16 protein-coding genes and 2 tRNA genes are annotated in these 20,580 nt (G+C 70.0%); 9 read left to right on the top strand and 9 right to left on the bottom strand.

The genetic code is table 11. The features are described 5' to 3' along the window. The first annotated feature begins 46 nt into the window (after window positions 1-46). The 3 genes from ABZU25_RS06105 (at window position 47) to ABZU25_RS06095 (ending at window position 4,037) form a co-directional block, all read left to right on the top strand. Window positions 47-2,155, top strand: a complete 2,109-nt coding sequence (locus ABZU25_RS06105) for a ThuA domain-containing protein (protein ID WP_355028215.1) — start codon at window positions 47-49, stop codon at window positions 2,153-2,155. A 159-nt stretch (window positions 2,156-2,314) separates the two neighbouring features. Continuing rightward, entirely contained in the window at window positions 2,315-2,818 is a 504-nt protein-coding gene (locus ABZU25_RS06100; protein WP_355028214.1) for an ATP-binding protein, read from the top strand. 211 nt (window positions 2,819-3,029) lie between these two features. Next, window positions 3,030-4,037, top strand: a complete 1,008-nt coding sequence (locus tag ABZU25_RS06095) for a sugar phosphate isomerase/epimerase family protein (protein ID WP_355028213.1) — start codon at window positions 3,030-3,032, stop codon at window positions 4,035-4,037. A 64-nt stretch (window positions 4,038-4,101) separates the two neighbouring features. Here ABZU25_RS06095 and ABZU25_RS06090 read toward each other — a convergent pair whose 3' ends face one another. Beyond that, window positions 4,102-4,506 (bottom strand): hypothetical protein, encoded by a 405-nt coding sequence (locus tag ABZU25_RS06090; protein ID WP_355028212.1) that lies wholly within the window; start codon window positions 4,504-4,506, stop codon window positions 4,102-4,104. Window positions 4,507-4,800: 294 nt separating this feature from the next. Here ABZU25_RS06090 and ABZU25_RS06085 point away from each other — a divergent pair. The 6 genes from ABZU25_RS06085 to ABZU25_RS06060 all read left to right on the top strand — a co-directional run bounded on the left by ABZU25_RS06085 (window position 4,801) and on the right by ABZU25_RS06060 (window position 10,838). Further along, window positions 4,801-4,873, top strand: a tRNA-Asn gene (locus ABZU25_RS06085). 160 nt (window positions 4,874-5,033) lie between these two features. Further along, window positions 5,034-7,145: an MMPL family transporter gene (locus ABZU25_RS06080; protein WP_355028211.1), complete on the top strand. Its 2,112-nt coding sequence runs from the start codon at window positions 5,034-5,036 to the stop codon at window positions 7,143-7,145. Next, window positions 7,135-8,373, top strand: coding sequence for an NAD(P)/FAD-dependent oxidoreductase (locus ABZU25_RS06075; protein ID WP_355028210.1), 1,239 nt, complete (start codon window positions 7,135-7,137; stop codon window positions 8,371-8,373). Before ABZU25_RS06080 ends, ABZU25_RS06075 begins: the two co-directional genes overlap by 11 nt. Window positions 8,374-8,505: 132 nt before the next feature. After that, window positions 8,506-8,582, top strand: a tRNA-Ile gene (locus ABZU25_RS06070). A gap of 167 nt (window positions 8,583-8,749) precedes the next feature. Further along, a complete protein-coding gene (locus ABZU25_RS06065; protein ID WP_355028209.1) occupies window positions 8,750-9,448 on the top strand; it encodes a hypothetical protein in 699 nt (232 codons plus the stop codon). A gap of 85 nt (window positions 9,449-9,533) precedes the next feature. Further along, window positions 9,534-10,838 carry a radical SAM protein gene (locus ABZU25_RS06060; protein WP_355028208.1) on the top strand — a complete coding sequence of 435 codons (1,305 nt, stop codon included), beginning with the start codon at window positions 9,534-9,536 and terminating at the stop codon, window positions 10,836-10,838. On the opposite strand, the gene ABZU25_RS06055 is transcribed toward ABZU25_RS06060, so the two are convergent. From ABZU25_RS06055 to ABZU25_RS06020, 8 genes are all read right to left on the bottom strand, one after another. Then, window positions 10,819-11,670 carry a PfkB family carbohydrate kinase gene (locus ABZU25_RS06055; RefSeq protein WP_355028207.1) on the bottom strand — a complete coding sequence of 284 codons (852 nt, stop codon included), beginning with the start codon at window positions 11,668-11,670 and terminating at the stop codon, window positions 10,819-10,821. The two genes, ABZU25_RS06060 and ABZU25_RS06055, sit on opposite strands and share 20 nt — an antisense overlap. A gap of 32 nt (window positions 11,671-11,702) precedes the next feature. Then, complete coding sequence (locus ABZU25_RS06050) at window positions 11,703-12,143, bottom strand: NUDIX hydrolase (protein WP_355028206.1); 441 nt, start codon at window positions 12,141-12,143, stop codon at window positions 11,703-11,705. A 9-nt stretch (window positions 12,144-12,152) separates the two neighbouring features. Then, complete coding sequence (locus ABZU25_RS06045; protein ID WP_355028205.1) at window positions 12,153-14,693, bottom strand: phosphotransferase; 2,541 nt, start codon at window positions 14,691-14,693, stop codon at window positions 12,153-12,155. Between the two features lie 455 nt (window positions 14,694-15,148). Beyond that, on the bottom strand, window positions 15,149-16,333 hold the full coding sequence (gene metK, locus ABZU25_RS06040) for a methionine adenosyltransferase (protein ID WP_355028204.1): 1,185 nt from the start codon (window positions 16,331-16,333) through the stop codon (window positions 15,149-15,151). A gap of 65 nt (window positions 16,334-16,398) precedes the next feature. Continuing rightward, on the bottom strand, window positions 16,399-17,454 hold the full coding sequence (locus tag ABZU25_RS06035) for a methyltransferase (protein ID WP_355028203.1): 1,056 nt from the start codon (window positions 17,452-17,454) through the stop codon (window positions 16,399-16,401). Next, window positions 17,451-18,140 (bottom strand): HAD family hydrolase, encoded by a 690-nt coding sequence (locus ABZU25_RS06030; RefSeq protein WP_355028202.1) that lies wholly within the window; start codon window positions 18,138-18,140, stop codon window positions 17,451-17,453. Before ABZU25_RS06030 ends, ABZU25_RS06035 begins: the two co-directional genes overlap by 4 nt. Window positions 18,141-18,144: 4 nt before the next feature. Beyond that, the gene (locus tag ABZU25_RS06025) at window positions 18,145-19,062 is read right to left on the bottom strand and encodes a pseudouridine-5'-phosphate glycosidase (protein WP_355028201.1); all 918 of its coding nucleotides are present in this window, start codon (window positions 19,060-19,062) and stop codon (window positions 18,145-18,147) included. 41 nt (window positions 19,063-19,103) lie between these two features. Next, window positions 19,104-20,534, bottom strand: a complete 1,431-nt coding sequence (locus ABZU25_RS06020; protein WP_355028200.1) for a hypothetical protein — start codon at window positions 20,532-20,534, stop codon at window positions 19,104-19,106. Window positions 20,535-20,580: the final 46 nt, after the last annotated feature.

The following is a 20,580-nucleotide window of genomic DNA, read 5'->3' as shown; positions in this document are numbered from 1 at the left end:
TACGGTTGGGCGAGGGGCCCCTCCTAACCGCAGTTAGGAGAGCGATATGCGCAGACTCCTGCGACCCGTCCTCGGTGCGGGCCTGGCCGCCCTCGCCGTCATCGCCTGCACCACCCCGGCCAGCCCGGCCAGCGCCGCCGACGCCCCGTACGACGTGCTGGTCTTCTCCAAGACCGCCGGTTTCCGGCACGACGCGATCCCGGTCGGCATCCAGACCATCCGTGACCTGGGCGCGGCGAACAACTTCACAGTCACCGCCACGGAGGACGCGAACGCGTTCACCACCTCCAACCTCGCCCAGTACGAGGCGGTCGTCTTCCTCAACACCACCGGCGACGTGCTCAACGCCAGCCAGCAGACCGCCTTCGAGTCGTACATCGGCTCGGGTCGCGGGTACGTGGGTGTGCACGCGGCCTCGGACACCGAGTACGACTGGCCGTTCTACGGCAACCTGGTGGGCGCGTGGTTCGCCTCGCACCCGGCGATCCAGCAGGCCAACATCAAGGTGGAGGACCGGGGGCACGCCGCGACCGGCCACCTGCCGCAGACCTGGACCCGCACCGACGAGTGGTACAACTACCGGACCAACGCCCGGTCGACCGCCCACGTGCTGGCCACGCTCGACGAGTCGTCGTACTCCGGCGGCGGCATGGGCGCCGACCACCCGCTGAGCTGGTGCAAGAGCTACAGCGGTGGCCGGTCCTTCTACACCGGAGCCGGGCACACCCAGGCGTCGTACGCGGAGCCGGCGTTCCGGTCCCACCTGCTCGGTGGCATCCGGTACGCCGCCGGTCGGAGCAAGGCCGACTGCCGGCCGGAGACCGGCTACACGCCGATCTTCAACGGCTCGACGACCGGTTGGTCGCAGGCCGGTCCGGGTAGCTTCACCAACTCCGACGCCACCCTGACGTCGGTGGGCGGCATGGGGCTGTTCTGGTACAACGCCAAGCAGTACACCAACTACTCGCTGAAGCTGGACTGGAAGCTGGCCGGGGACGACAACTCCGGCATCTTCATCGGCTTCCCGCCGTCCAGTGATCCGTGGTCGGCGGTGGACAACGGCTACGAGATCCAGATCGACGCCACCGACGCGGCCGACCGCACCACCGGCTCGGTCTACACGTTCAAGTCGGCCGACACCGTGGCCCGGGACGCGGCGTTGAACGCGCCGGGGGAGTGGAACACCTACGAGTTGCTGGTCGAGGGCGAGCGGCTGCAGATCTTCCTCAACGGGGTGAAGATCAACGACTTCACCAACACCAACCCGGTCCGCTCGCTGGCCGGCCACATCGGCATCCAGAACCACGGCACCGGTGACGACGCCTCGTTCCGCAACATCCGGATCAAGGAACTGGGCACCACCCCGCCGCCCACCGGCACGATCCAGGCCGAGACGTTCAGCTCGGCCAACGGCGTCTCCGCGTTCACCAAGGCGGGCGCCAACGGTGGGCAGACCGTCGGCTACATCGACCCGGGCGACTGGGCCGCGTACAACGGCGTCGACCTGACCGCTGTCACCTCGTTCACGGCCCGGGTCGTCTCCGGCGGGGCGGGTGGCACCATCCAGGTGCGCACCGGCTCGGCAACCGGCCCGGTGCTCGGCTCGGTCGCGGTGCCGAACACCGGCAGTTGGACCACGTTCGCCAACGTCACCACCGCCCTGTCCGGCGTCCCGTCCGGCACCCAGAACCTCTATCTCACCTTCACCGGTAGCGGCACCGGGCTCTTCGACCTGGACGACTTCACACTGGTCAAGGGCGGCGGCGGCACTCCCGGGGTCGGCCCGATCAAGGGTCTGGCGGGCAAGTGCCTGGACGTGCGTGGCGGCGGCACCACCGACGGCACCCAGGTCCAGATCTACACCTGCAACGGCGGTACGGCGCAGAGTTGGACAGTGACGTCCGGCTCGACGATCAAGGCGCTCGGCAAGTGCCTGGACGTCTCCGGCAGCGGCACCGCCGACGGCACCAAGATCCAGCTCTGGACCTGCAACGGCACGGGCGCGCAGAACTGGGCGGCCCAGTCCGACGGCAGCCTGCGCAACACGTCGTCGGGCAAGTGCCTCGACGTCTCCGGCAACAACTCGGCGGACAGCACCGTCGTGCACCTCTGGACCTGCCTCAACGCGGCCAACCAGAAGTGGACCCTGCCCTGACCGACTGAGCCTGGAGGGGCCGACGCGCACGGCGTGGGCCCCTCCAGATCCAGCGCCGACAATGCCCGGCCGGGTGTGCCCCGACCGGCCGGGTTCGTCGGTTCTGGCGGAGCGACGCCGCGGACCCGGCTCACAGCCGACTGCCGTACCTTGACCTGCATGGGGCGGTTCGCGCAGTGGCGCGGGATGGTGCTGGCGCACAGGCACCGGCTGGGTGATGCGCTGCGCCGGCCCGACGAGCCGGACGACCCGTTCGAGCCGACGGGCAGCCTGAACCGCCTCGACGCGCTGGTGGAGGGCTTCGCCGCCGGTCAGCCGGTGCGGTGGAGCCTGGCCGGTCAACCCCGGCCGCTGCCGGGGCCGGTCGACGCGGTGGCGTACCGGATCATCGAGGAATCGCTTACCAACGCGTGCCGGCACGCCCCGGGCGCGCCGGTCGCGGTCCGCCTGCGCTACGACGCCACGGGCATCACCATCGAGGTCCGCGACGAGGGCGGTGGCCCCCTGCCGTCAGGCGGCGGCACCCAGGGTGCCGGGCGGGGTCTGCTCGGGGTACGACGGCGCGCGGAACGCCTCGGCGGCACCTTGTCCGCTGGCCCGCGCGCCGGTGGCGGCTTCACCGTGCGGGCCGCCCTGCCGGCACCCGAGGAGGTGGCCGAATGATGATCGGCCCGCAGGGCTTTCGCAATGGGGTGCCCCGGAAATAGGGTGGGGGCGGCGACCGTGCTGGTGGCCGGTGACCCGGTGGGAGGCGCAACCCGCCGGGCCCAGGTGTGTTCCGCACCCACCGGTGACCGCTCGGTGCCGCGTACGTCCGGTCACCCTCGCCCCGGTCCGCACCTGGAATCCCCCATGACAACAGGGGAGAAGAACAATGGCGCGACCCATCACGCTCTTCACCGGCCAGTGGGCCGACCTACCTTTCGAGGAGGTCTGCCGGCTCGCCTCCGAGTGGGGCTACGACGGTCTGGAGATCGCCTGCTGGGGCGACCACTTCGAGGTCGACAAGGCGCTCGCCGACGACTCGTACGTCGAGCGCAAGCGGGAGACCCTCGCGAAGCACAACCTTGAGGTCTTCACGATCTCCAACCACCTCGTCGGTCAGGCGGTCTGCGACCACCCGATCGACGAGCGGCACCAGGACATCCTGCCCGGCCGGATCTGGGGCGACGGGGAGCCCGAGGGAGTCCGCCAGCGGGCCGCCGAGGAGATCAAGGACACCGCGCGGGCGGCGGCGAAGCTCGGGGTGAAGACGGTCGTCGGCTTCACCGGGTCGTCGATCTGGCACACCCTGGCGATGTTCCCGCCGGTGCCGCCGTCGATGATCGAGCGCGGCTACCAGGACTTCGCCGACCGGTGGAACCCGATCCTCGACGTGTTCGACGAGGTGGGGGTGCGGTTCGCGCACGAGGTCCACCCCAGCGAGATCGCGTACGACTACTGGACGACGAAGCGGACGCTGGAGGCGATCGGCAACCGGCCCGCGTTCGGGCTGAACTGGGACCCGTCGCACTTCGTCTGGCAGGAGCTGGACCCGGTGAACTTCATCTTCGACTTCGCCGACCGGATCTACCACGTGGACTGCAAGGACGCCAAGGTGCGCACCGGCGACGGCCGGCGTGGCCGGCTCGCCTCGCACCTGCCCTGGGCCGACCTGCGCCGCGGGTGGGACTTCGTCTCCACCGGGCACGGCGACGTGCCCTGGGAGGACTGCTTCCGCGCGTTGAACGCGATCGGCTACACCGGCCCGATCTCGGTCGAGTGGGAGGACGCCGGGATGGACCGGCTGATTGGCGCCCCGGAGGCGTTGCAGTTCGTCCGCCGGCTCGCCTTCGACGCACCGAGCGCGGCCTTCGACGCGGCGTTCAGCAGCAAGGACTGACCGCACCTCGAACAGACCACGGGCCGGTCGCCCTGCGGCGACCGGCCCGTCGACGTGCGATTGGTCAGAGCGTGCTGGCGTTCGTGCCCGAGCCGGACGGCTTGGTGCGGGGGTTGGTGGACGACGGCGACCCGGAGGTCGTGCCGACCGTGCTGGTGCCCGCCTTGGCGCCCATGGTGGCGGGCGTGCCGGCGAACGCGTCGTCGGCGGCGGTCAGCTCCTGCTTGCCGGTGCTGCCGTTACCGTTGCCCAGCTTCTCGCCCAGCTTGGTCTGGCCGAGCTTGTCCTTGCCCTCGCTGTAGAGCTTGTTGGCCTGGGCCTGCGCGACCCCGGCCGCCTCCTGGACGGTCGGGTGGTCGAGCACCTTGCGGCCCCGGACCACGAGCTCCTCGTACTTTTCCCGGCCGGCACGGGCGCCCAGGACGAATCCCGCAGCCAGCCCGCCAAGAAACATGATCTTTCCGCGCATGGCGGCTCCTTCCGTACCTGACGCGCCGTCGCCCCGGCGAGTTGCCCCGTCGGAAGGCGACCTGTTCGCGCCTGCGTCCTCTGTCCGCAGCTAACTACCCATCCTGCTCTCCGCTCAAGCATGCTTGTGCCGGGATGACGATTTATCCCAATTGTCGATGCGTTGCGAGCCCTGACCTGCGCGCCTTGATCATCGGTGGATGGGGCCGAACCCACTGGACCACCACCGGGGGATGTCCTGTATTCTTTTCCCGTCGCACGGCACCGGCGTGATCCGGGGGCGCGCGATGCACGATCCCCTGTAGCTCAATTGGCAGAGCAGCCGGCTGTTAACCGGCAGGTTATTGGTTCGAGTCCAATCGGGGGAGCTTCTCCACCCAGCGCCCGTCGGCCAGCTCGCCGACGGGCGTTTTCGTGTGCGTGCCACTGGTTTCGCCCTCCCTCGACCTGCTCGCCCGGCAGGATGGTCGATGTCGACTCGGGCTCCCGCTGCGTCGATTGATGCGTCGATTGTTGGGGTGAGAGCGGATGTCCGGACGCAGGGCCACGCTGATCGCGGTGGCGGTCGTGCTGGCCTGGCTGGTGATCGGCGGCGTGGCCGGGCCGTACGCCGGGCGGCTCAGTGAGGTCGCCACCAACGACAACGCCGCCTTCCTGCCCACCGACGCCGAGGCGACCCGCGCCCAGGACCTCACCGGCGACTTCGTCGACCGGCAGACCATCCCGGCCCTTGTCGTCTACGAGCGGCCAGCCGGAATCACCGACGCGGATAGGCAGCGGGTCAGCGCCGACGCCGCCCGGTTCGCCCAGGTGCCCGGCGTGCTCACCCCGCTGCCCCCACCCATTCCGAGCGAGGACGGCCAGGCCCTCCAGGTCGTCGTGCCCGTGGATGACGCCGAGGGAGAGGAGATCGGCTCGGTCGTCGAACAACTACGCGACATCACCGGCGGTGACCGGGACGGGCTCACCGTGGACGTCTCCGGACCCGCCGGCCTGCTCGCCGACCTGATCGAGGTCTTCTCCGCCATCGACGGACCACTGCTGCTTGTCACCCTGGTGGTGGTGCTGATCATCCTGTTGGTGGTCTACCGCAGCCCGGTGCTCTGGATCTTCCCGCTGCTCGCCGCCGGCATGTCGTACGCCCTGGCCTCGGTCTTCGTCTACCTGCTCGCCGACGCCGACGTGGTGAAGCTCAACGGGCAGGCGCAGGGCATCCTCACCGTGCTGGTCTTCGGCGCCGGCACCGACTACGCGCTGCTGATGATCGCCCGCTACCGGGAGGAACTGCACCGCCACGACCGACAGTGGGATGCCATGCGGACAGCGTGGAAGGGCGCCGCGCCCGCCATCATCGCCTCCGGCGGCACTGTCATCGTCAGCCTGCTCTGCCTGCTGCTGTCGAGCCTCAACTCCAACCGGGCCCTCGGCCCGGTCGCCGCCATCGGCATCGCCGCCACCCTGCTGGTGATGCTCACCTTCCTGCCCGCGCTGCTGGTGCTCGGTGGCCGGTGGGCGTTCTGGCCCCGACGGCCCCGGGAGGACCAGGCCGACCCACGCGCCGAGCACGGCATCTGGAGCCGCATCGCCGGTTTCGTGGCCCGGCACGCCCGACCGATCTGGCTGAGCACCGCCGTCGTGCTGGCCGTCCTCACGCTGGGCCTCACCCAGCTCGGCGCCACCACCCTCGGGCAGTCCGACCTGTTCACCCAACGCACCGACTCGGTGGACGGCCAGGACGTGATCTCCCGGCACTTTCCGGCCGGCACGGGCAGCCCGGCCACCATCTTCACCACCCAGCAGACCGCCCGGCAGGTCGCCCAGGTGGCGAAGGACGTGCCCGGCGTCGCCGACGTCCGACCCCTCACCACCGGACCGCCGACCGGCCCACCCGACCCGAACGCCACACCCAAGGTCGTCGACGGGCGGGTGCAACTGGAGGCCACCCTTGCCGACCCGCCCGACAGCGACGGCGCCGAGCGGACCATCCGGGAGCTGCGGGTGGCCGTACACCAGGTGCCCGGCGCGGACGCGGTGGTCGGCGGCTTCACGGCGATCAACGTGGACACCTCCGACGCCGCGAAGCGCGACCAGAACGTCATCATCCCGGTGGTGCTGGTGGTCATCGCTGTCATCCTCGCCCTGCTGCTGAGAGCGCTGCTCGCCCCGGTGCTGCTGATCGGCACCGTGCTGCTCAGCTTCGCGGCCACCCTCGGGCTCTGCGCGCTGCTGTTCCGGCACGTGTTCGACTTTCCCGGGGTGGACTCGTCGTTCCCGCTGTTCGCGTTCGTCTTCCTGGTCGCCCTCGGCATCGACTACAACATCTTCCTGACGAGCCGGGTGCGGGAGGAGTCGATCAAGCGCGGCACCCGCGCCGGGGTGCTCGTCGGCCTCGCCGTCACCGGCGGGGTGATCACCTCCGCCGGCATCGTGCTCGCCGCGACCTTCTCCGCCCTCGCCGTGCTGCCACTGGTGGTGCTTGTCGAGTTGGGTACGGCGGTCGCGATCGGGGTACTGATCGACACCATCATCGTCCGGTCGCTGCTGGTGCCCGCGCTCGCGTACGACATCGGGCCGAAGATCTGGTGGCCGGGCCGGTTGTCCCGGGCGAACGGTGAGCGGGAGGCGCGCGATGCTGGCTGAGACGGACGTGGTCATCGTCGGCGGTGGCCTGGCCGGCCTCGCCACCGCCCGCCGGCTGCACCGCGCCGGCGTGCCCTGGCGGCTGCTGGAGGCCAGCGGCCGACTCGGCGGCCGGGTCGCCACCGACGTCGTCGACGGCTACCTCATCGACAGGGGCTTCCAGGTGCTCAACACCGCCTACCCGCAGCTCGGCACGCTGCTCGACACCGACCGGCTGCACCTCGGGTACTTCACCTCCGGCGTCCTGGTGCGCAAGGGCGACGACCTGCTGCGGCTGGTCAACCCGTTGCGCGAGCCGACCGGCGGCCCGCGCACCGCGCTCGCCGGAGTTGGCACCCTGCTCGACCGGCTGCGCTTCGCCGCGCTCGCGACCGGCTGCGCCACCCTGCCGGTGTCCCGGCTGCTCACCGCGCCGGAGACCAGCGCCGAGACGGCGCTGCGCCGGGCGGGCCTCTCCGACGCGATCATCGAGGAGCTGCTGCGGCCATTCCTGTCCGGTGTGTTCATCGACCGCGAGCTGGCCACCTCCAGCCACGTACTCGCGATGGTGTTGCGCTCCTTCGCCCGCGGCCGGATCGGGCTGCCCGCCGAGGGCATGGCCGCGCTGCCCCGGGCCATCGCCGACCCGCTCCCCGCCGACCTGCTCGACCTGGACACCCCGGTCGCGCAGGTCGCGCCCGGCCGGGTCCGCACCCAGGCCGGCGACATCCGCTGCCGGGCCGTCGTGGTCGCCGTCGACCCGCCCGCCGCGCCCGCGCTGCTGCCGGCCCTGGCGACGGTACGCATGCACAGCTACACCACCTACTACCACAGCGCACCGGAACCGCCGCTCACCGAACCGATCCTGCTCGTCGACGGCGACCGGCGGGAGATCGTGGCGAACACTGTGGTGCTCAGCAACGCCGCTCCGACGTACGCGCCCGCCGGGCGGCACCTGGTGGCCACCTCCGTGGTCGGCCCGACCGCGCCACCCGAGCCGACCATCCGGGCCGAGTTGACCCGGCTGTACGGCCGATCCACCGCCGACTGGACCCACCTCACCACAGTGGCCGTGCCGCAGGCGCTGCCCGCCGCACCGCCACCGCAGGGGCGGCTGCGCAAGCCCGTGTCGTTGGGAGAGGGCCTCTTCGTGGCCGGTGACCACCGGGACAGCCCATCGATCCAGGGCGCTCTCGCCAGCGGATGGCGCGCGGCCGGAGCGGTGTTGGAGGAGCTGCGCGCCGGCTGACCGCCGTCCCCGAGCCGGCCGGAGCGCGCTGTTATATTCCTGTAGCCCATCGTGCTGGTGCAGACGTGGGCGCCGGCCGGCGCGGTGCTGGCTGCTGATCGCCGAGCGGGATAAGATCCGGCGCGGTGTTTCGGGGCGGTAGCTCAGCCGGTTAGAGCAGGGGACTCATAATCCCTCGGTCGCGGGTTCGAGTCCCGCCCGCCCCACCAGCCGTTTCCCCTGGTCAGCCATGCTTCACCGAGTGAATGGCTGAAACCGCCACAGTCGGTGACGGAGCCGCCGTCGACGACCCGAGCTGTCGGCGTGGGGTCCTCATCGCCGTTTAAACTCGGACGGCATAGACCCGAAACGAAGTATCGCGTCTCGTCGCCTATCGGTGACGATCGTCATCGCTGTCCTTGTCACACTCGCGCTGGCAGCCCTGCTGGTTCTGCGGCACGATGCCGTGGCCCGCGTAGTGGGCGTAGAAGCCTACAAGATCCTGCTGCAGTTCATCCTGGTCGCCGTTCTGGGTGGCGCGGTGTCCCTCATCTACCAGGCGTTCAACCGGGACGCCGACCAGCGCGCCCAGGATGTCCGCCGCGCGGAGGACCTGATCCTCGCCCGCCGGGAAGCCCGGCAGCGGTACCTGCGCGATCTTGTCGAGCAGTACAACGCGGTCAAGCGTGCTCGACGGATGCTGCGTGCCCAGGCGCTGGTGCGCCGGCCCGGCAACGAGAACGCGCCGCGGCTGCGTGCCGGCCGGTACGACGAGTTCCTTCAGGTCGTTCTCGACGCGCAGCTGTCATTGGAGGCGCACTCCTTCGCGGTGCGCGCCGACAACGAGCTGTTCCCGGAACGGGGGCAGCTGGCCATGGCTATCAGTCGTGCCGAGACCTACCTGCGTGAGCTGGTGACCGAGTACGAGGAGACGATGCCCACGCTGGAGGACGAGCAGGCGCTCGTCGAGCTGTCGGCACTGCCGTTGGTCGCGAGCTTCATCGGTCCGTACGGGCAGGCCGCCGACTTTCGGGAGCGATTCGTCGCGCCGATGCAGCAGGCGTTGAGCACGATTCAGCGACTTCTGCTGACCTGAGGCCGAGATTGACATCTGTGAAAGTCGACGTAACGCTGAGCCGGTGATTCCTCCGGTGGCGCCGACAGCACCACCGTATGCCGTGTTGGCCGAGAACCGTGGTGGTCACAGCTTCCTGATCCTGCCGACAGGCGGCGGGGAACCGGTCGACCTGGGGTCGGGACGGGTGGTCGAAGGCACCGACAACGTGACCTTCGGCCACTGGAACGCACTGGTGGCGTGGTCACCCAAGACCCGCTCGTACCGGATGATTCCGGCGCACGGCGGCGAGATCGTGCCGGGCCGACTGGCCGACCACATCGCGGCGCTGTCGGCGGGCATCCGGGACGGCAGACCGCACCCGGTCCAACTGGACCTGGATATCACTATGGCGTGCGCGTCGGCGTGCACCTTCTGCTTCTCCGCCGGTTACCGCTCGGTCGGTGGCTCCGGCCTGCACCTGTCCTGGCCCGCCCTCGAACGCACAGTGCGGTCGGCGGCCGGGATGGGCGTGCGCGTGGTCCGCTTCGACGGCGGCGGTGATCCGCTCGTCAGCCCGCACTTCGCCGCAGCCGTCGACCTGTGCCGGCAGCTCGGCCTGACCTCCGCCGTGTTGACCGCCGGCGACCTGCTGAGGCCCGAGCTGCTGCTGACGCTGGTGCGGGCGTGCACCTACGTGCGGGTCAGCCTCAACGCGGCCACCGACAGGACGAGGATGCTCCTGCACCGGACCCCGCGACTGGGCGTGACGTCCCTGCTGCGGATGCTCGCCGAGCTCGATCGGCTGCGCCGTGCCGAACATGGCCCCGCTCCGCTGGCGGTGATGCCACTCGGCGGCACGTCGATGATCCATCCGACGAACGTCGCGGAGATATACGCCATCGCCGCGGCCGCCAAGACCGCCGGGCTGGACCACGTGTCCTTCCGGGTGGTCCTCGGCGACCGCCTGCGGGTGGCGTTCACGGCCGAGCAGGAGGACAACTACCGCCGCCAGGTCGACCGGATACGCACCGAGTTGGTCGACGACGAGTTCCAGGTGTTCTTCCCGACCCGGTCGCTCACCGACACCGGTTACGTCCCGCGCGAGTACTTCTCGACCTGCCTGGCGTCGACTCAACGGGCACTGGTCGAGGTCGGGTCGTCCCCGTCCGAGCCGGCCCTGGTGCCCTGCGGACGCTACCGGGGGCAGGGCTTCGCCGGCGGCGCGGAAGGCACTGTGTTCGGCCGGATGACCGGCGACGACGGCCTGGACGACATCTGGTGGACACCGCGGATGACGTCTCTGGTCCAGCGATTCCCCGGCGAATGCGGTGACTGCATCGACCGGTCGGCGAACATCATGTTCAACGGCATCCACGAGGCGCTGACCGCCGACCCCGACACGGCGTTCTTCAGGTTCGCCGACCCCTGAGCAACGTAGCCAACTCGGAGGCCAGCAGCCGGTCGCCGAAGCCACGCGGCTCGTCGCTCTCGGCGTAACCCGTCGCCATGACGTCCACATCGCCGTCCGGCGACAGCGTCAGGGTACGGTCGGCGTTGCCGAGACCGAACCGGACGTGCAGGCGGCGACCCGGAAACGTTCGGGCGCCGAACGTCGCGGCCCGGTGTGCGGCCTGTTCGCCGGTGTCCGCATCGGTCCAATCCTCGCCGGCCAGGGCGTTCAACGTCCGGGCCTCGGCGACGATGATTGTCGCCGACCGGCCGTATCGCCGGACCTCGGCGATGCCTGTGGACCGGAACACGTCGTGCGGGACGATGTCGTAGACGACCTCGGCACCCGAGTCGCGGGCCTGTGCCATGAGAGTGAGCGTGGCGGCCCGGCGCGGCTCGGCCCGAAGCGCGTAACCGTCGACGACCAGCACGTCGGCATCGACGAGCTCGGATCGCAGGGTCTCCGCGTCCCCGGTGTCCCACTGCCCAAGTGCGGCCGGTTCCCCGACCAGCAACAGGCGAGCGCCCTTGGCCCGGTGCTCGGCCTCGTCCCGGACATAGATCGCAACGGCCGACGGAAGGTCCGGTTTCACCGCCAGCCGGGCGCGGACGCCGCGGTGCTCGAGTTGCGCGCGGATCACCTCGCCCACCGCGTCGCCGCCCACCGCAGCCACCGCGACGACCTCGTCGAACAGTGCCGTGGCCGCCAACGCGAAGTTAGCCGCCGAGCCGCCGACCACGGCGGCGACATCACCGTAGAAGAGCCGGTCCGTGAGGAGGGACGGAAACGTCGCCCGAAGATGTCCGTTCACCTCGAAGAGGACATCTCCCGCGACGACCGCCTTCACTGGAGGATGAAGTCGCTGTGCGGGTAGGTGTCCAGTAGCCGCCGGGTCTCCTCGTTCGCGAGCGAGACGGTGTACTTGTTGGTGTCGTACTCCTCGCGGGTGACCCAACAGTGGCCGGCGTGCTCGGTCGAGAGCTGCACCGAGCTCGATGCCGCCTGAGCCACGTAGAACGCCACCAGGATGGGCTGGCCGCTGTCGTGCACATCGTATTTCAGGTGACAGAGTGGGGAGACGCCACCGATCTCGATGCCGGTTTCCTCCCGCACCTCGCGGCGCAATCCCGCGATCGGGTCCTCGAACGGCTGTAGCGTGCCGCCCGGCAGGTCGAACATGTATTTCCGCCGGTCCGCCCGCTCCTCCAGCAACAGGAAGCGGCCGGATTGGTCGAAGAGGAACGCGAAAGCTCCGGCGAGGTACTGGCCGCGTTCTTCGGGCACGGCGGACTCCTAGATGAGAGGGGTGAGGGCGTCGGGATCCACTCGGCCAAGCGGATCGGCCGTCAACGCCCCGATCGATGACTGGATCGCCATGAGCTTGCGGTACTCGAAGCGGGGACCCAGCTCCACCCGACTGACATAGTCCGCCAGCACGACGGAGAGCGCCTTCTCGGCCTCGCGCAGGCACTCCTGCATCTGCTGCGGCCAGTGCTCCGGCTGCAACACGGCCAGCCAGCGCGCCTGCGCCAACTTGACCGAGGCGAGAGCGGCGCGCCCGGCGATGACGCCCACCGGCTTACGGTCGAACTCGGGCTCGAAACCATGTCGAGCTTCGGCGGTGGCCTTGGACCACGCCTCGTCGTCGAGCGTCGCCGGCTCGACAACGGAACGCACCACCGTCATGTACGCCATTGTGCCAGCCAATCGGCCCTCGTAGTGGGACGGTCGGCCACCACTACGCCAGTACTCCTCATAGGACTGCCGCGCTGATTCCAGCGCGGAGAGGGTGAGGCGCACGGTGGCCTGACGAGCGACCAGCCCGGCCTCGGGCGCGACCGCGTTGTCGAAACGTGGGTGCGCGCTCAACACGTACGCGTCGGCGAGGGCGAGGTGGACGAGGGCTGACTCGGAACGCGAGGCGAGTAGCGCGAGCTGTGCCACGGCGTCGTCCAGGCATGCCTGTGCAAGGCTCAGCTCGCCGCGGTGCCGGTGGGCCACCCCGGCGATGAGGAGCCGCTCCGCCTCCAACTCCGGGCAGACGTCGACGCAGAAGACGCGGTACGGACCGTCGAGGAGCCGGTTGAGGCTGCTGTACATGTTCAGCTTCAGCAGGCACTTGGACAGGAAGTAGAAGAACAGTGTTAGCTCGCTGCGTGTGATCGTCAGATCGCCACTCAGCCGGGCCGCCAGCCGACGGAACTGCGTCAGGGAGGCCTGGTAGGAACCGGCCTCGTAAAGGTCGCAGGCGGCGCGTAGCAACGGCTCGAAGATCTGCAACTCGCGCGTCGAGTGCGACAGCAGGGCGGCCACGTCCGGGATCTGGATCACCAATGCCTCGCCCTGTCGCACCACCCGAGCCTCGATCATGCGGTTGGTGTCCGCCCGGGCCAGCACGTGATTGACCATCTCCGGATCGGTGTCCGGATCGGGCAGCGGCTCCGGGTACACGTCGGTCAAGGCCCGGAACACCTCCGCGAGGCGGCGTTCCCGCTCCGGCAGCCGTCGCCGTACCTCCTCGGCGATCGCCGGCAACTCGGTTTCTATCGCGCCGACCGCGGTGGGCCGCCAGGATTCGGACAGTTGCCCGAGGACCACCTCGACCTCGGACTCCAGATCGAGGTAGGCGGCCACCGGCTCCTCAGCCGGCGGCCCGGGCACCCGTTCGCGGACCTGGTCGCCGCTCACCGGGATCGGCAGCTCCGCCGAGCGCCCGCCGCGGGCCAACTCGGCGGTCTGTGCCGACACCAGACGGGCGGCGATCCAGCGCTGGAAGTCTGTTAGGCGGCTGTCGCCACGTACAACCATTTTGACCATGCGGCGGATCACGGCTATGAGGTAGCCGGGTATCTGCTCCGCGTCGTGCTCGGACCGGCCCCAGACCGCCGACCGCAGGCAGCGCACCACGTTTTGCAGTGGCAACCACGCCCCCTGTCCCAGGGCGTCGTGCTGTGCGGACGTGGTGAACGCCGCCGTCGCGTAGTACGGCTCCAGCAGGGCCGCCAGCCGCTGGGCCTGCTCCGCCGTCGCCTCCGGCGGACAGAGCACCCGCAGGACCAGGTCGGCTTCGAGCGTCGCCAGGTCACGCAGGAAGTGATGCCTGCCGGTGTGCAGGAAGTCGATGATGCCGAACGAGCCGTTCGGCCCCACCAGTACGTTGTCGGCGTGCAGATCGCCGTGTCCGATGGTGGTGAGCTGCGGCTTGCGCAGGCTCTCCGGCGGTTGTGACCAGACGTCGCGGACGAGCTTCGGCTCGGCGATCTCACCCCACTGACGCTTGACGGCGGCGTACTGCTCGAAGCGTTCCAGGGTCTCCGCCTCAAGCGGGTACTCCTCGGCGATCAGGTCGAAGTAGGTTGAGGACCGGGAACGATGCCACACGTGCACGATGGTCAGCAGGGTCTGCACCGCGTCCACGATGCCGATCGAGTCGTCGGCGCCCGCCAGATCCCGGATCATGTCGGCCAGCGTCCGGGCGGCGTAGAACTTGTAGACCAACGCCGCGTGGTTGCCGACGATCACCGCGGTGGAGAGCACGTCCGGCATCTCCCCGTGGCCCAGGTACGGCTGCACATACTGCTGCCACCGCTCGTACTCGGTGTGAATGTCGCCGACCGGCCCAATCTTCACGACGCACGGATGCTGGGCCGAGCCGTCCTGCTCCGGTCGTACGTGGAGGACCGCGGCACCGGAGATTCCTGGGGTGAGGGCGCCGACGTGCAGGACGGTCCGCCGGGGAAAGGCACGCTGGAGCAGTTCGTCGAGAGTGTCGGCGCCGAAGGCTTCCCGTACCCGGGACACCAGGTCGTCGTTCTTCTGCCACAGGATGTCCACGGGGTGCTCCCAGTGCAGTCGCGCCGGTCGATGACCGTTTCGATTCAGCCTACGTCGACCTTCGTGAGTCCACCTCGATTAAGGTGCGGGGTTGCGCCGAGTCAATGGGTACGGCACCACCCCGACGACCACCCGTGCCTTGCGCGGCATCTGACCCAGCTCGTCGAACATCACCAGCAGATCGTTCCGCGGCACTGGGTACGGCATCACCAAGGACGAGGCGCATCGTCTGCCCGTCGCCTGATCCCGGAATGGCCCGTCTCCTCTGCCGGATCCACCCTCACCTGCGCGTTCTAGGTTGAGACCGCCGAACAACGGGGGATTCGTTCGTAACTATCCGGGCCGCATTGACGAACCGAACGCTCGTGAGCTGGGCATACACAGTGATTGCGGATGACTGGCGATCGTAGCGATGTGGTTCGCATGGTGGTACCTCCGGCCAACGGGGCAAACGGTTAGATCAGGTTTCGCAGGTCCGCGGCCCGGTCGGTGTTCTCCCAGCGCAGGTCGGGCACGTCGCGGCCGAAGTGGCCGTAGGCGGCGGTCTGCTGGTAGATGGGTCGGAGCAGGTCGAGGTCGCGGATGATCGCGGCCGGCCGCAGGTCGAAGACCTCCTTGATCAGTTTCTCGATCTTGTCGACGGGGATGGTCTCGGTGCCGAACGTCTCCACGAACAGCGAGACCGGCTGGGCTTTGCCGATCGCGTAGGCGACCTGGATCTCGCAGCGTTCGGCGAGGCCGGCGGCGACGACGTTCTTGGCGACCCAGCGCATGGCGTACGCGCCGGAGCGGTCGACTTTGGAGGGGTCCTTGCCGGAGAAGGCGCCGCCGCCGTGGCGGGCATAGCCGCCGTAGGTGTCAACGATGATCTTGCGGCCGGTGAGGCCCGCGTCACCCATCGGGCCGCCGATCTCGAAGCGGCCGGTCGGGTTGACCAGCAGCCGGTATCCGTCGGTGCTCAGACCGAGGTCGGCGAGTTCCGGTTCGACAACGTGCTCCCGGATGTCCGGGGCCAGCAGGTTCTCCAGGGAGATGTCGGCGGCATGCTGCGACGAGATCACCACCGTGTCGAGACGGACGGGACGCAGGCCGTCGTACTCGATGGTGACCTGGGTCTTGCCGTCGGGGCGCAGGTAGGGGATGGTCAGATCCTTGCGGACGGCGGCCAGCCGCCGGGCCAGCCGGTGGGCCAGAGCGATCGGCAGCGGCATCAGCTCGGGCGTTTCCGAGCAGGCGAAACCGAACATCATGCCCTGGTCACCAGCGCCCTGCTGGTCGAGCAGGTGGCCGGAGTCGCCGTTACGGAGCTCGAGGGCCGTGTCGACGCCCTGCGCGATGTCCGGTGACTGGGACCCGATCGACACGCTGACGCCGCAGGACGCGCCGTCGAAGCCCTTCTTGGACGAGTCATAGCCGATCCGCAGGATGGCGTCACGCACGATGGCGGGGATGTCGGCGTAGGTGTTGGTGGTGACCTCCCCGGCGACGTGCACCTGTCCGGTGGTGATCAGGGTTTCCACGGCGACGCGGCTGCCCGGATCCTGGGCGAGTAGGGCGTCGAGAACAGCGTCGCTGATCTGGTCAGCGATCTTGTCCGGGTGGCCTTCGGTGACCGACTCCGAGGTGAACAACCGTTTCATCGAAGCATCCTTGGACGCGTAGGGCAGGCCCGTGGCGGCAGGGTTGCCGCCACGGGCCTGGGAGGTCAGATCGGTTCCGCCTCGATCACGCGGAAGTCGGTCGCCGCGATGGTCGCGGAGATCGCGCGCAGCGTGTAGCCCGCGGCGTCGAGGATTCGGCGGAAGGTGTCCTCGGTACGCTCGAATCCGCCGGCCGTCAGCGCGAGCATGTTGATGTCGCTGAGCACGGATTCCACACACGTCTGCGACTGCATGGGCGTCGGCAGGACCGGCTCCAGCAGCAGCAGTCGCCCACCCGGACGGATCGCCGGACGGCAGTTGCGCAGGATCGTGACACAGCGGTCGTCGTCCCAGTTGTGCATGACGCTCTTGAGCAGGACCGCGTCCGCTTCGGCCGGCACCCCGACGAAGAAATCGCCGTCGATCACCCGGCAGCGGTCCGCCAGCCCGGCCGTCACGGTCGCGGCCCGGGCCTGCTCGACCACAGTCGGGGTCTCGAAGATGATGCCCCGGCTGCCCGGGTGGGCCGCGAGGATCGCGTGCAGCAGCGCGCCGTTGCCGCCACCGACGTCGAGAAGCTCCGGGTAGCGGCCGAAGTCGTACCCGGACACGAAGCGGGGCGCCTCGAACCGGGCGTTCTCCGCCATTGCCTCGTTGAACACCTCCAGCAGGGCCGGGTGCTCGTCGAGATAGGCGAAGAACGGACGACCGTGCACGTGATCGAACGCGGCCCTGCCAGTCCGGATGCTGTGTTCCAGGTCCTGCCAGGAGTCCCAGAACTCGGCGGACAGGAACAGCTCGGTCAGCGCCGTGGTGCGGTGCTCGGCTCGGCGGGACAACGGTGCGCCCAGCGGCGCCAGGCGGAACCGGCCCGGCTCGGTCTCGGCCAGCAGGCCGAGGCCGGCCAGCGCACGCAGCAACCGGTGCAGCGAGGGCGCGTGGGCGCCGATCCGCTCGGCGAGCTCCACGCTGTCGCGGTCGACGCCGTCGAGCAGATCCGGCAGCCCCAGACGCACCGCGGTGTGGATCATGCGGGACGCCATGTAGCCGTACGTGAGCCGGATGAGCTGCGCCCGGGTCTCCGGCTCGATCCGGACGGCCGGCTCGGCAGCCGCGGTCATCGGGCCACCACGCTGCCGTGCAACAGTTGCACCACGAGGTCGACGGCCTCGGTGAAGGAGTCCGCGACCAGGTCGGCGCCGGCCGCGCGCAGCTCGTCGGCGCTGCCCACCCCGTACGTGACGGCGATGTTGAGCATTCCCGCGGCGCGGCCCATCGTCATGTCGCCGGGCCCGTCACCGATGCCCACGCAGGCCTCCGGCGGCACGCCCAGCAGCCCGGACGCGTGCAGCGCGAGGTCGGGTGCGGGTTTGCCGTTCGCCACCGAGTCGTGCCCGGCGACCGCGTCGAACAGGTCGGCGATGCCGGTGGCGGTGACCGTCTTCACCGCGGCCTCCTGCACCTTTGAGGTGGCGATGGCCAGCGGCAGACCGCGTTCCCGCAGAGTCCGCAGCCCGGTCAGGACGCCGGGGTAGAGCAGGTCCCGGCCGTGCTCCTTCACGTGCTTGCCGAACCGCTGCTTGTACAGCCCGATCGCTGTGGCAACGTCCGCGTGATCGGCCGGGACGTCGAGCAGTTCGGCGAAGTTGCTGTCCAGCGGCCGGCCCACCAGCGGCCGGATCCGCTCCGGTGGCGCCGGCCGGCCGAGTTCGGCCAGGATGTCCGCGGTGATCGTGGCGATGGCCTGTGGGGTGTCGACAAGGGTGCCGTCCAGGTCGAGGACGACGGCTTCGATCGTCTCGGTCATCGCGTCACTCCGCCCGCAGCGCGGTCATCGCGACCGCGAACTCGCCGGCCAGCGCGGCCGTGCTGATCAGCACCGAGCGGGTCGCCGCGCCGCTGCGCCCCTTGGTGGCCGTGCCGACCGCCTTCATCAGGAACGGGCTGACCGCGTTGCCGGTGACCCCGGCCTGCTTCGCCTCGGCGACCGCGGCCTCGATGGCGGCGTCGATCTCCGCGCCGTCGAGCGCGTCCTCCTCGTTGATCGGCGCGGTGAGCAGGACGGTGCCACCGTTGGTGAGCTGCCAGTGCAGGTCCACCGCGCGGGCCGCCTCGGTGAGGTCGTCGACGCGGGGCACCGGGATCCCCGAGGTGCGGGCGTAGAAGGCGGGCAACTCGTCGCAGCGGTACCCGAGGATCGGCACGCCGGCGGTCTCCAGATACTCGGCGGTCCGGTTCAGGTCCAGGATGCTCTTCGCGCCGGCGCACACCACGGTGATCCGTGTCCGGGTGAACTGGAGCAGGTCCGGCGAGATGTCGAAGGACTCCTCGGCGCCGCGGTGCACGCCGCCGATCCCGGCGGTCGAGAAGACCCGGATGCCGGCGAGCTCGGCCGCCACGATGGTGGAGGCGACAGTGGTCGCGCCGGGTCCGCCGCTGGCCACCACCCGGCCGAGGTCGCGGGCGCTGACCTTCGGGATGCCGCGCTGCTCGCCGAAGCGGGCCACCTCGGCCTCGTCCAGCCCGATGACGATGCGGCCGTCGATGATGCCGATGGTCGCCGGCACCGCGCCGGCGTCCCGGACCGCCTTCTCGATCGCCGTCGCGATCTCCACGTTCATCGGGTACGGCGGTCCGTGTGCGATCAGCGAGGACTCCAGCGCCACCACCGGCCGGTGGTCGGCCAGCGCCGCGGCGACCTCGTCACTGAGCCTGAGAAGGTCTTCCATGACAGGGGTTCCTTTCTGCGTTGGGCGTTGCGGTGCGTCCGTCAGCCGCGACCAGCGTGTCCGCGCATGATCACCACGTCGCCCTCGGTGCCGTAGCCGAGCACGTCCTCGTGGAACTGCACGTTGGCGAAGGTGACGAGCAGCCAGTCGCGGTCGTCGTCGTCGAGCGGGACGACCTGGGGGTGCGGGCCGCCCGGCAGGAACGGGGCGGCCAGGGTGCCGACCTGGCGCAGCGCCAGGTCGTAGACGCGGTACTCGCGCTGGGCGTCGTCGGTGGCCAGCAGGTGCCAGCCGGTGGCGAAGCGGTGCAGCACGCAGCCCTCGGTACGCCGCACGTCCGGATCGGTGGCCCGGACGGTCAACCCCTCGTGGTAGTCGCCATCCTCGGCCGCGGCCACCAGCACCGGGTGGAACTCCAGCTCCGGGCTGAGCTGGACCACGTTGGCGTACGCGATGTGCCAGCGCCCGTCGACCAGGCCGATCGCCGGCTCCCACGAGCTGAGGTCGACCGGCGCTGCCAGCCGCTCGTTGGCGATGACGTGGACGCCGGAGAGGATGTCCGCGCTGGTCTGGGCGTGCCGGACGTACACGCCGGGCTCCGGCAGGTTGCCGCCGCAGACCACGATGACGAACCGGTCGCGGTCCTCGTCGTAGACGATCTGCCCGGCGTTGTCGCCGGTGACCAGCCCGTCGTGGGTGAAGAAGAGCTTGGCGACCTGTTCCATCCGCTCCGGCGCGTCCGGGTCGAGCGCCCACACCGACCAGTGCGCCTCCTGGGAGAAGCCCATGCCGGCGGCGCCGAAGGTGAACAGCAGCCGGCCGTCGCGGCGGTACGGCCGCCCGTCGGCGTAGGTCACCAGGTGCCCGTCCCGGAGCCCGACCTGTCCGAAGTATCCGGCGCGGACCCGGGAGAGGCGGGCGCTGCGGCCGCCGTACGTGTGCCGGTAGTCGCGCAGCGTCTCCGGCCGGCGCGGGTCGACGAACGGAAGCGAGTCGCCGATGACCAGCGGCCGCCAGCCCTGGGTGCCGTCGTCGGCGGCCACCGCGGTGATGCGGGTCCCGGTCAGGGTGGCGGCGAGGCGGTACGGCGTCCGCAGCGTGACCGGCGTGCGCGCCACCACCTCGGTGACGCCCTCGGTCGTGACCGTGATGCTGACCTCGTGCTGGAAGGCGTCGTAGTGGACCATCAACGCGTCGCCGTCGGCGGTGCTCCACCCGGCGCTGACCGCGCTGTCCGCCTGCTGCTCGGCGACCTCGCAGACGACCGCGCCGAACGGCGCGACCAGGCCCTGACCGGTCCGGAAGCATTCGTGGACCGGGGGTAGCGGGCTCGGCAGCGGCGGCTCGTCCGCCGTCTCGGCGGCGGAGTCGAACTGCCCGAAGCGGGGCGCGATCATGTCGACCGGGCGGAACTGCTGAGCCACGGTGAACCGCAGGTCGAGTGGGCCCACTGCGGTGCCGGTGCTGCTCATCGGGCCTCCCTTGGGCTGACTGACCGGCACAGGCTGACATGGCCGC

The sequence above is a fragment of the Micromonospora sp. NPDC005215 genome, assembly GCF_040607915.1.
Lineage (GTDB): Bacteria > Actinomycetota > Actinomycetes > Mycobacteriales > Micromonosporaceae > Micromonospora.
The sequence above is the reverse complement of the archived record's forward strand: the minus strand, read 5'-3'. Positions and strand labels throughout refer to the sequence as shown.

What these genes read in the sequence shown, in the direction of transcription:
- ABZU25_RS06030 (WP_355028202.1), bottom strand. Translation starts at nt 18,140, where the DNA reads ATGACCGAGACGATCGAAGCCGTCGTCCTCGACCTGGACGGCACCCTT.
- ABZU25_RS06020 (WP_355028200.1), bottom strand. Translation starts at nt 20,534, where the DNA reads ATGAGCAGCACCGGCACCGCAGTGGGCCCACTCGACCTGCGGTTCACC.
- ABZU25_RS06075 (WP_355028210.1), top strand. Translation starts at nt 7,135, where the DNA reads ATGCTGGCTGAGACGGACGTGGTCATCGTCGGCGGTGGCCTGGCCGGC.
- ABZU25_RS06035 (WP_355028203.1), bottom strand. Translation starts at nt 17,454, where the DNA reads ATGACCGCGGCTGCCGAGCCGGCCGTCCGGATCGAGCCGGAGACCCGG.
- ABZU25_RS06100 (WP_355028214.1), top strand. Translation starts at nt 2,315, where the DNA reads ATGGGGCGGTTCGCGCAGTGGCGCGGGATGGTGCTGGCGCACAGGCAC.
- ABZU25_RS06090 (WP_355028212.1), bottom strand. Translation starts at nt 4,506, where the DNA reads ATGCGCGGAAAGATCATGTTTCTTGGCGGGCTGGCTGCGGGATTCGTC.
- ABZU25_RS06080 (WP_355028211.1), top strand. Translation starts at nt 5,034, where the DNA reads ATGTCCGGACGCAGGGCCACGCTGATCGCGGTGGCGGTCGTGCTGGCC.
- ABZU25_RS06095 (WP_355028213.1), top strand. Translation starts at nt 3,030, where the DNA reads ATGGCGCGACCCATCACGCTCTTCACCGGCCAGTGGGCCGACCTACCT.
- ABZU25_RS06105 (WP_355028215.1), top strand. Translation starts at nt 47, where the DNA reads ATGCGCAGACTCCTGCGACCCGTCCTCGGTGCGGGCCTGGCCGCCCTC.
- ABZU25_RS06025 (WP_355028201.1), bottom strand. Translation starts at nt 19,062, where the DNA reads ATGGAAGACCTTCTCAGGCTCAGTGACGAGGTCGCCGCGGCGCTGGCC.
- metK (WP_355028204.1), bottom strand. Translation starts at nt 16,333, where the DNA reads ATGAAACGGTTGTTCACCTCGGAGTCGGTCACCGAAGGCCACCCGGAC.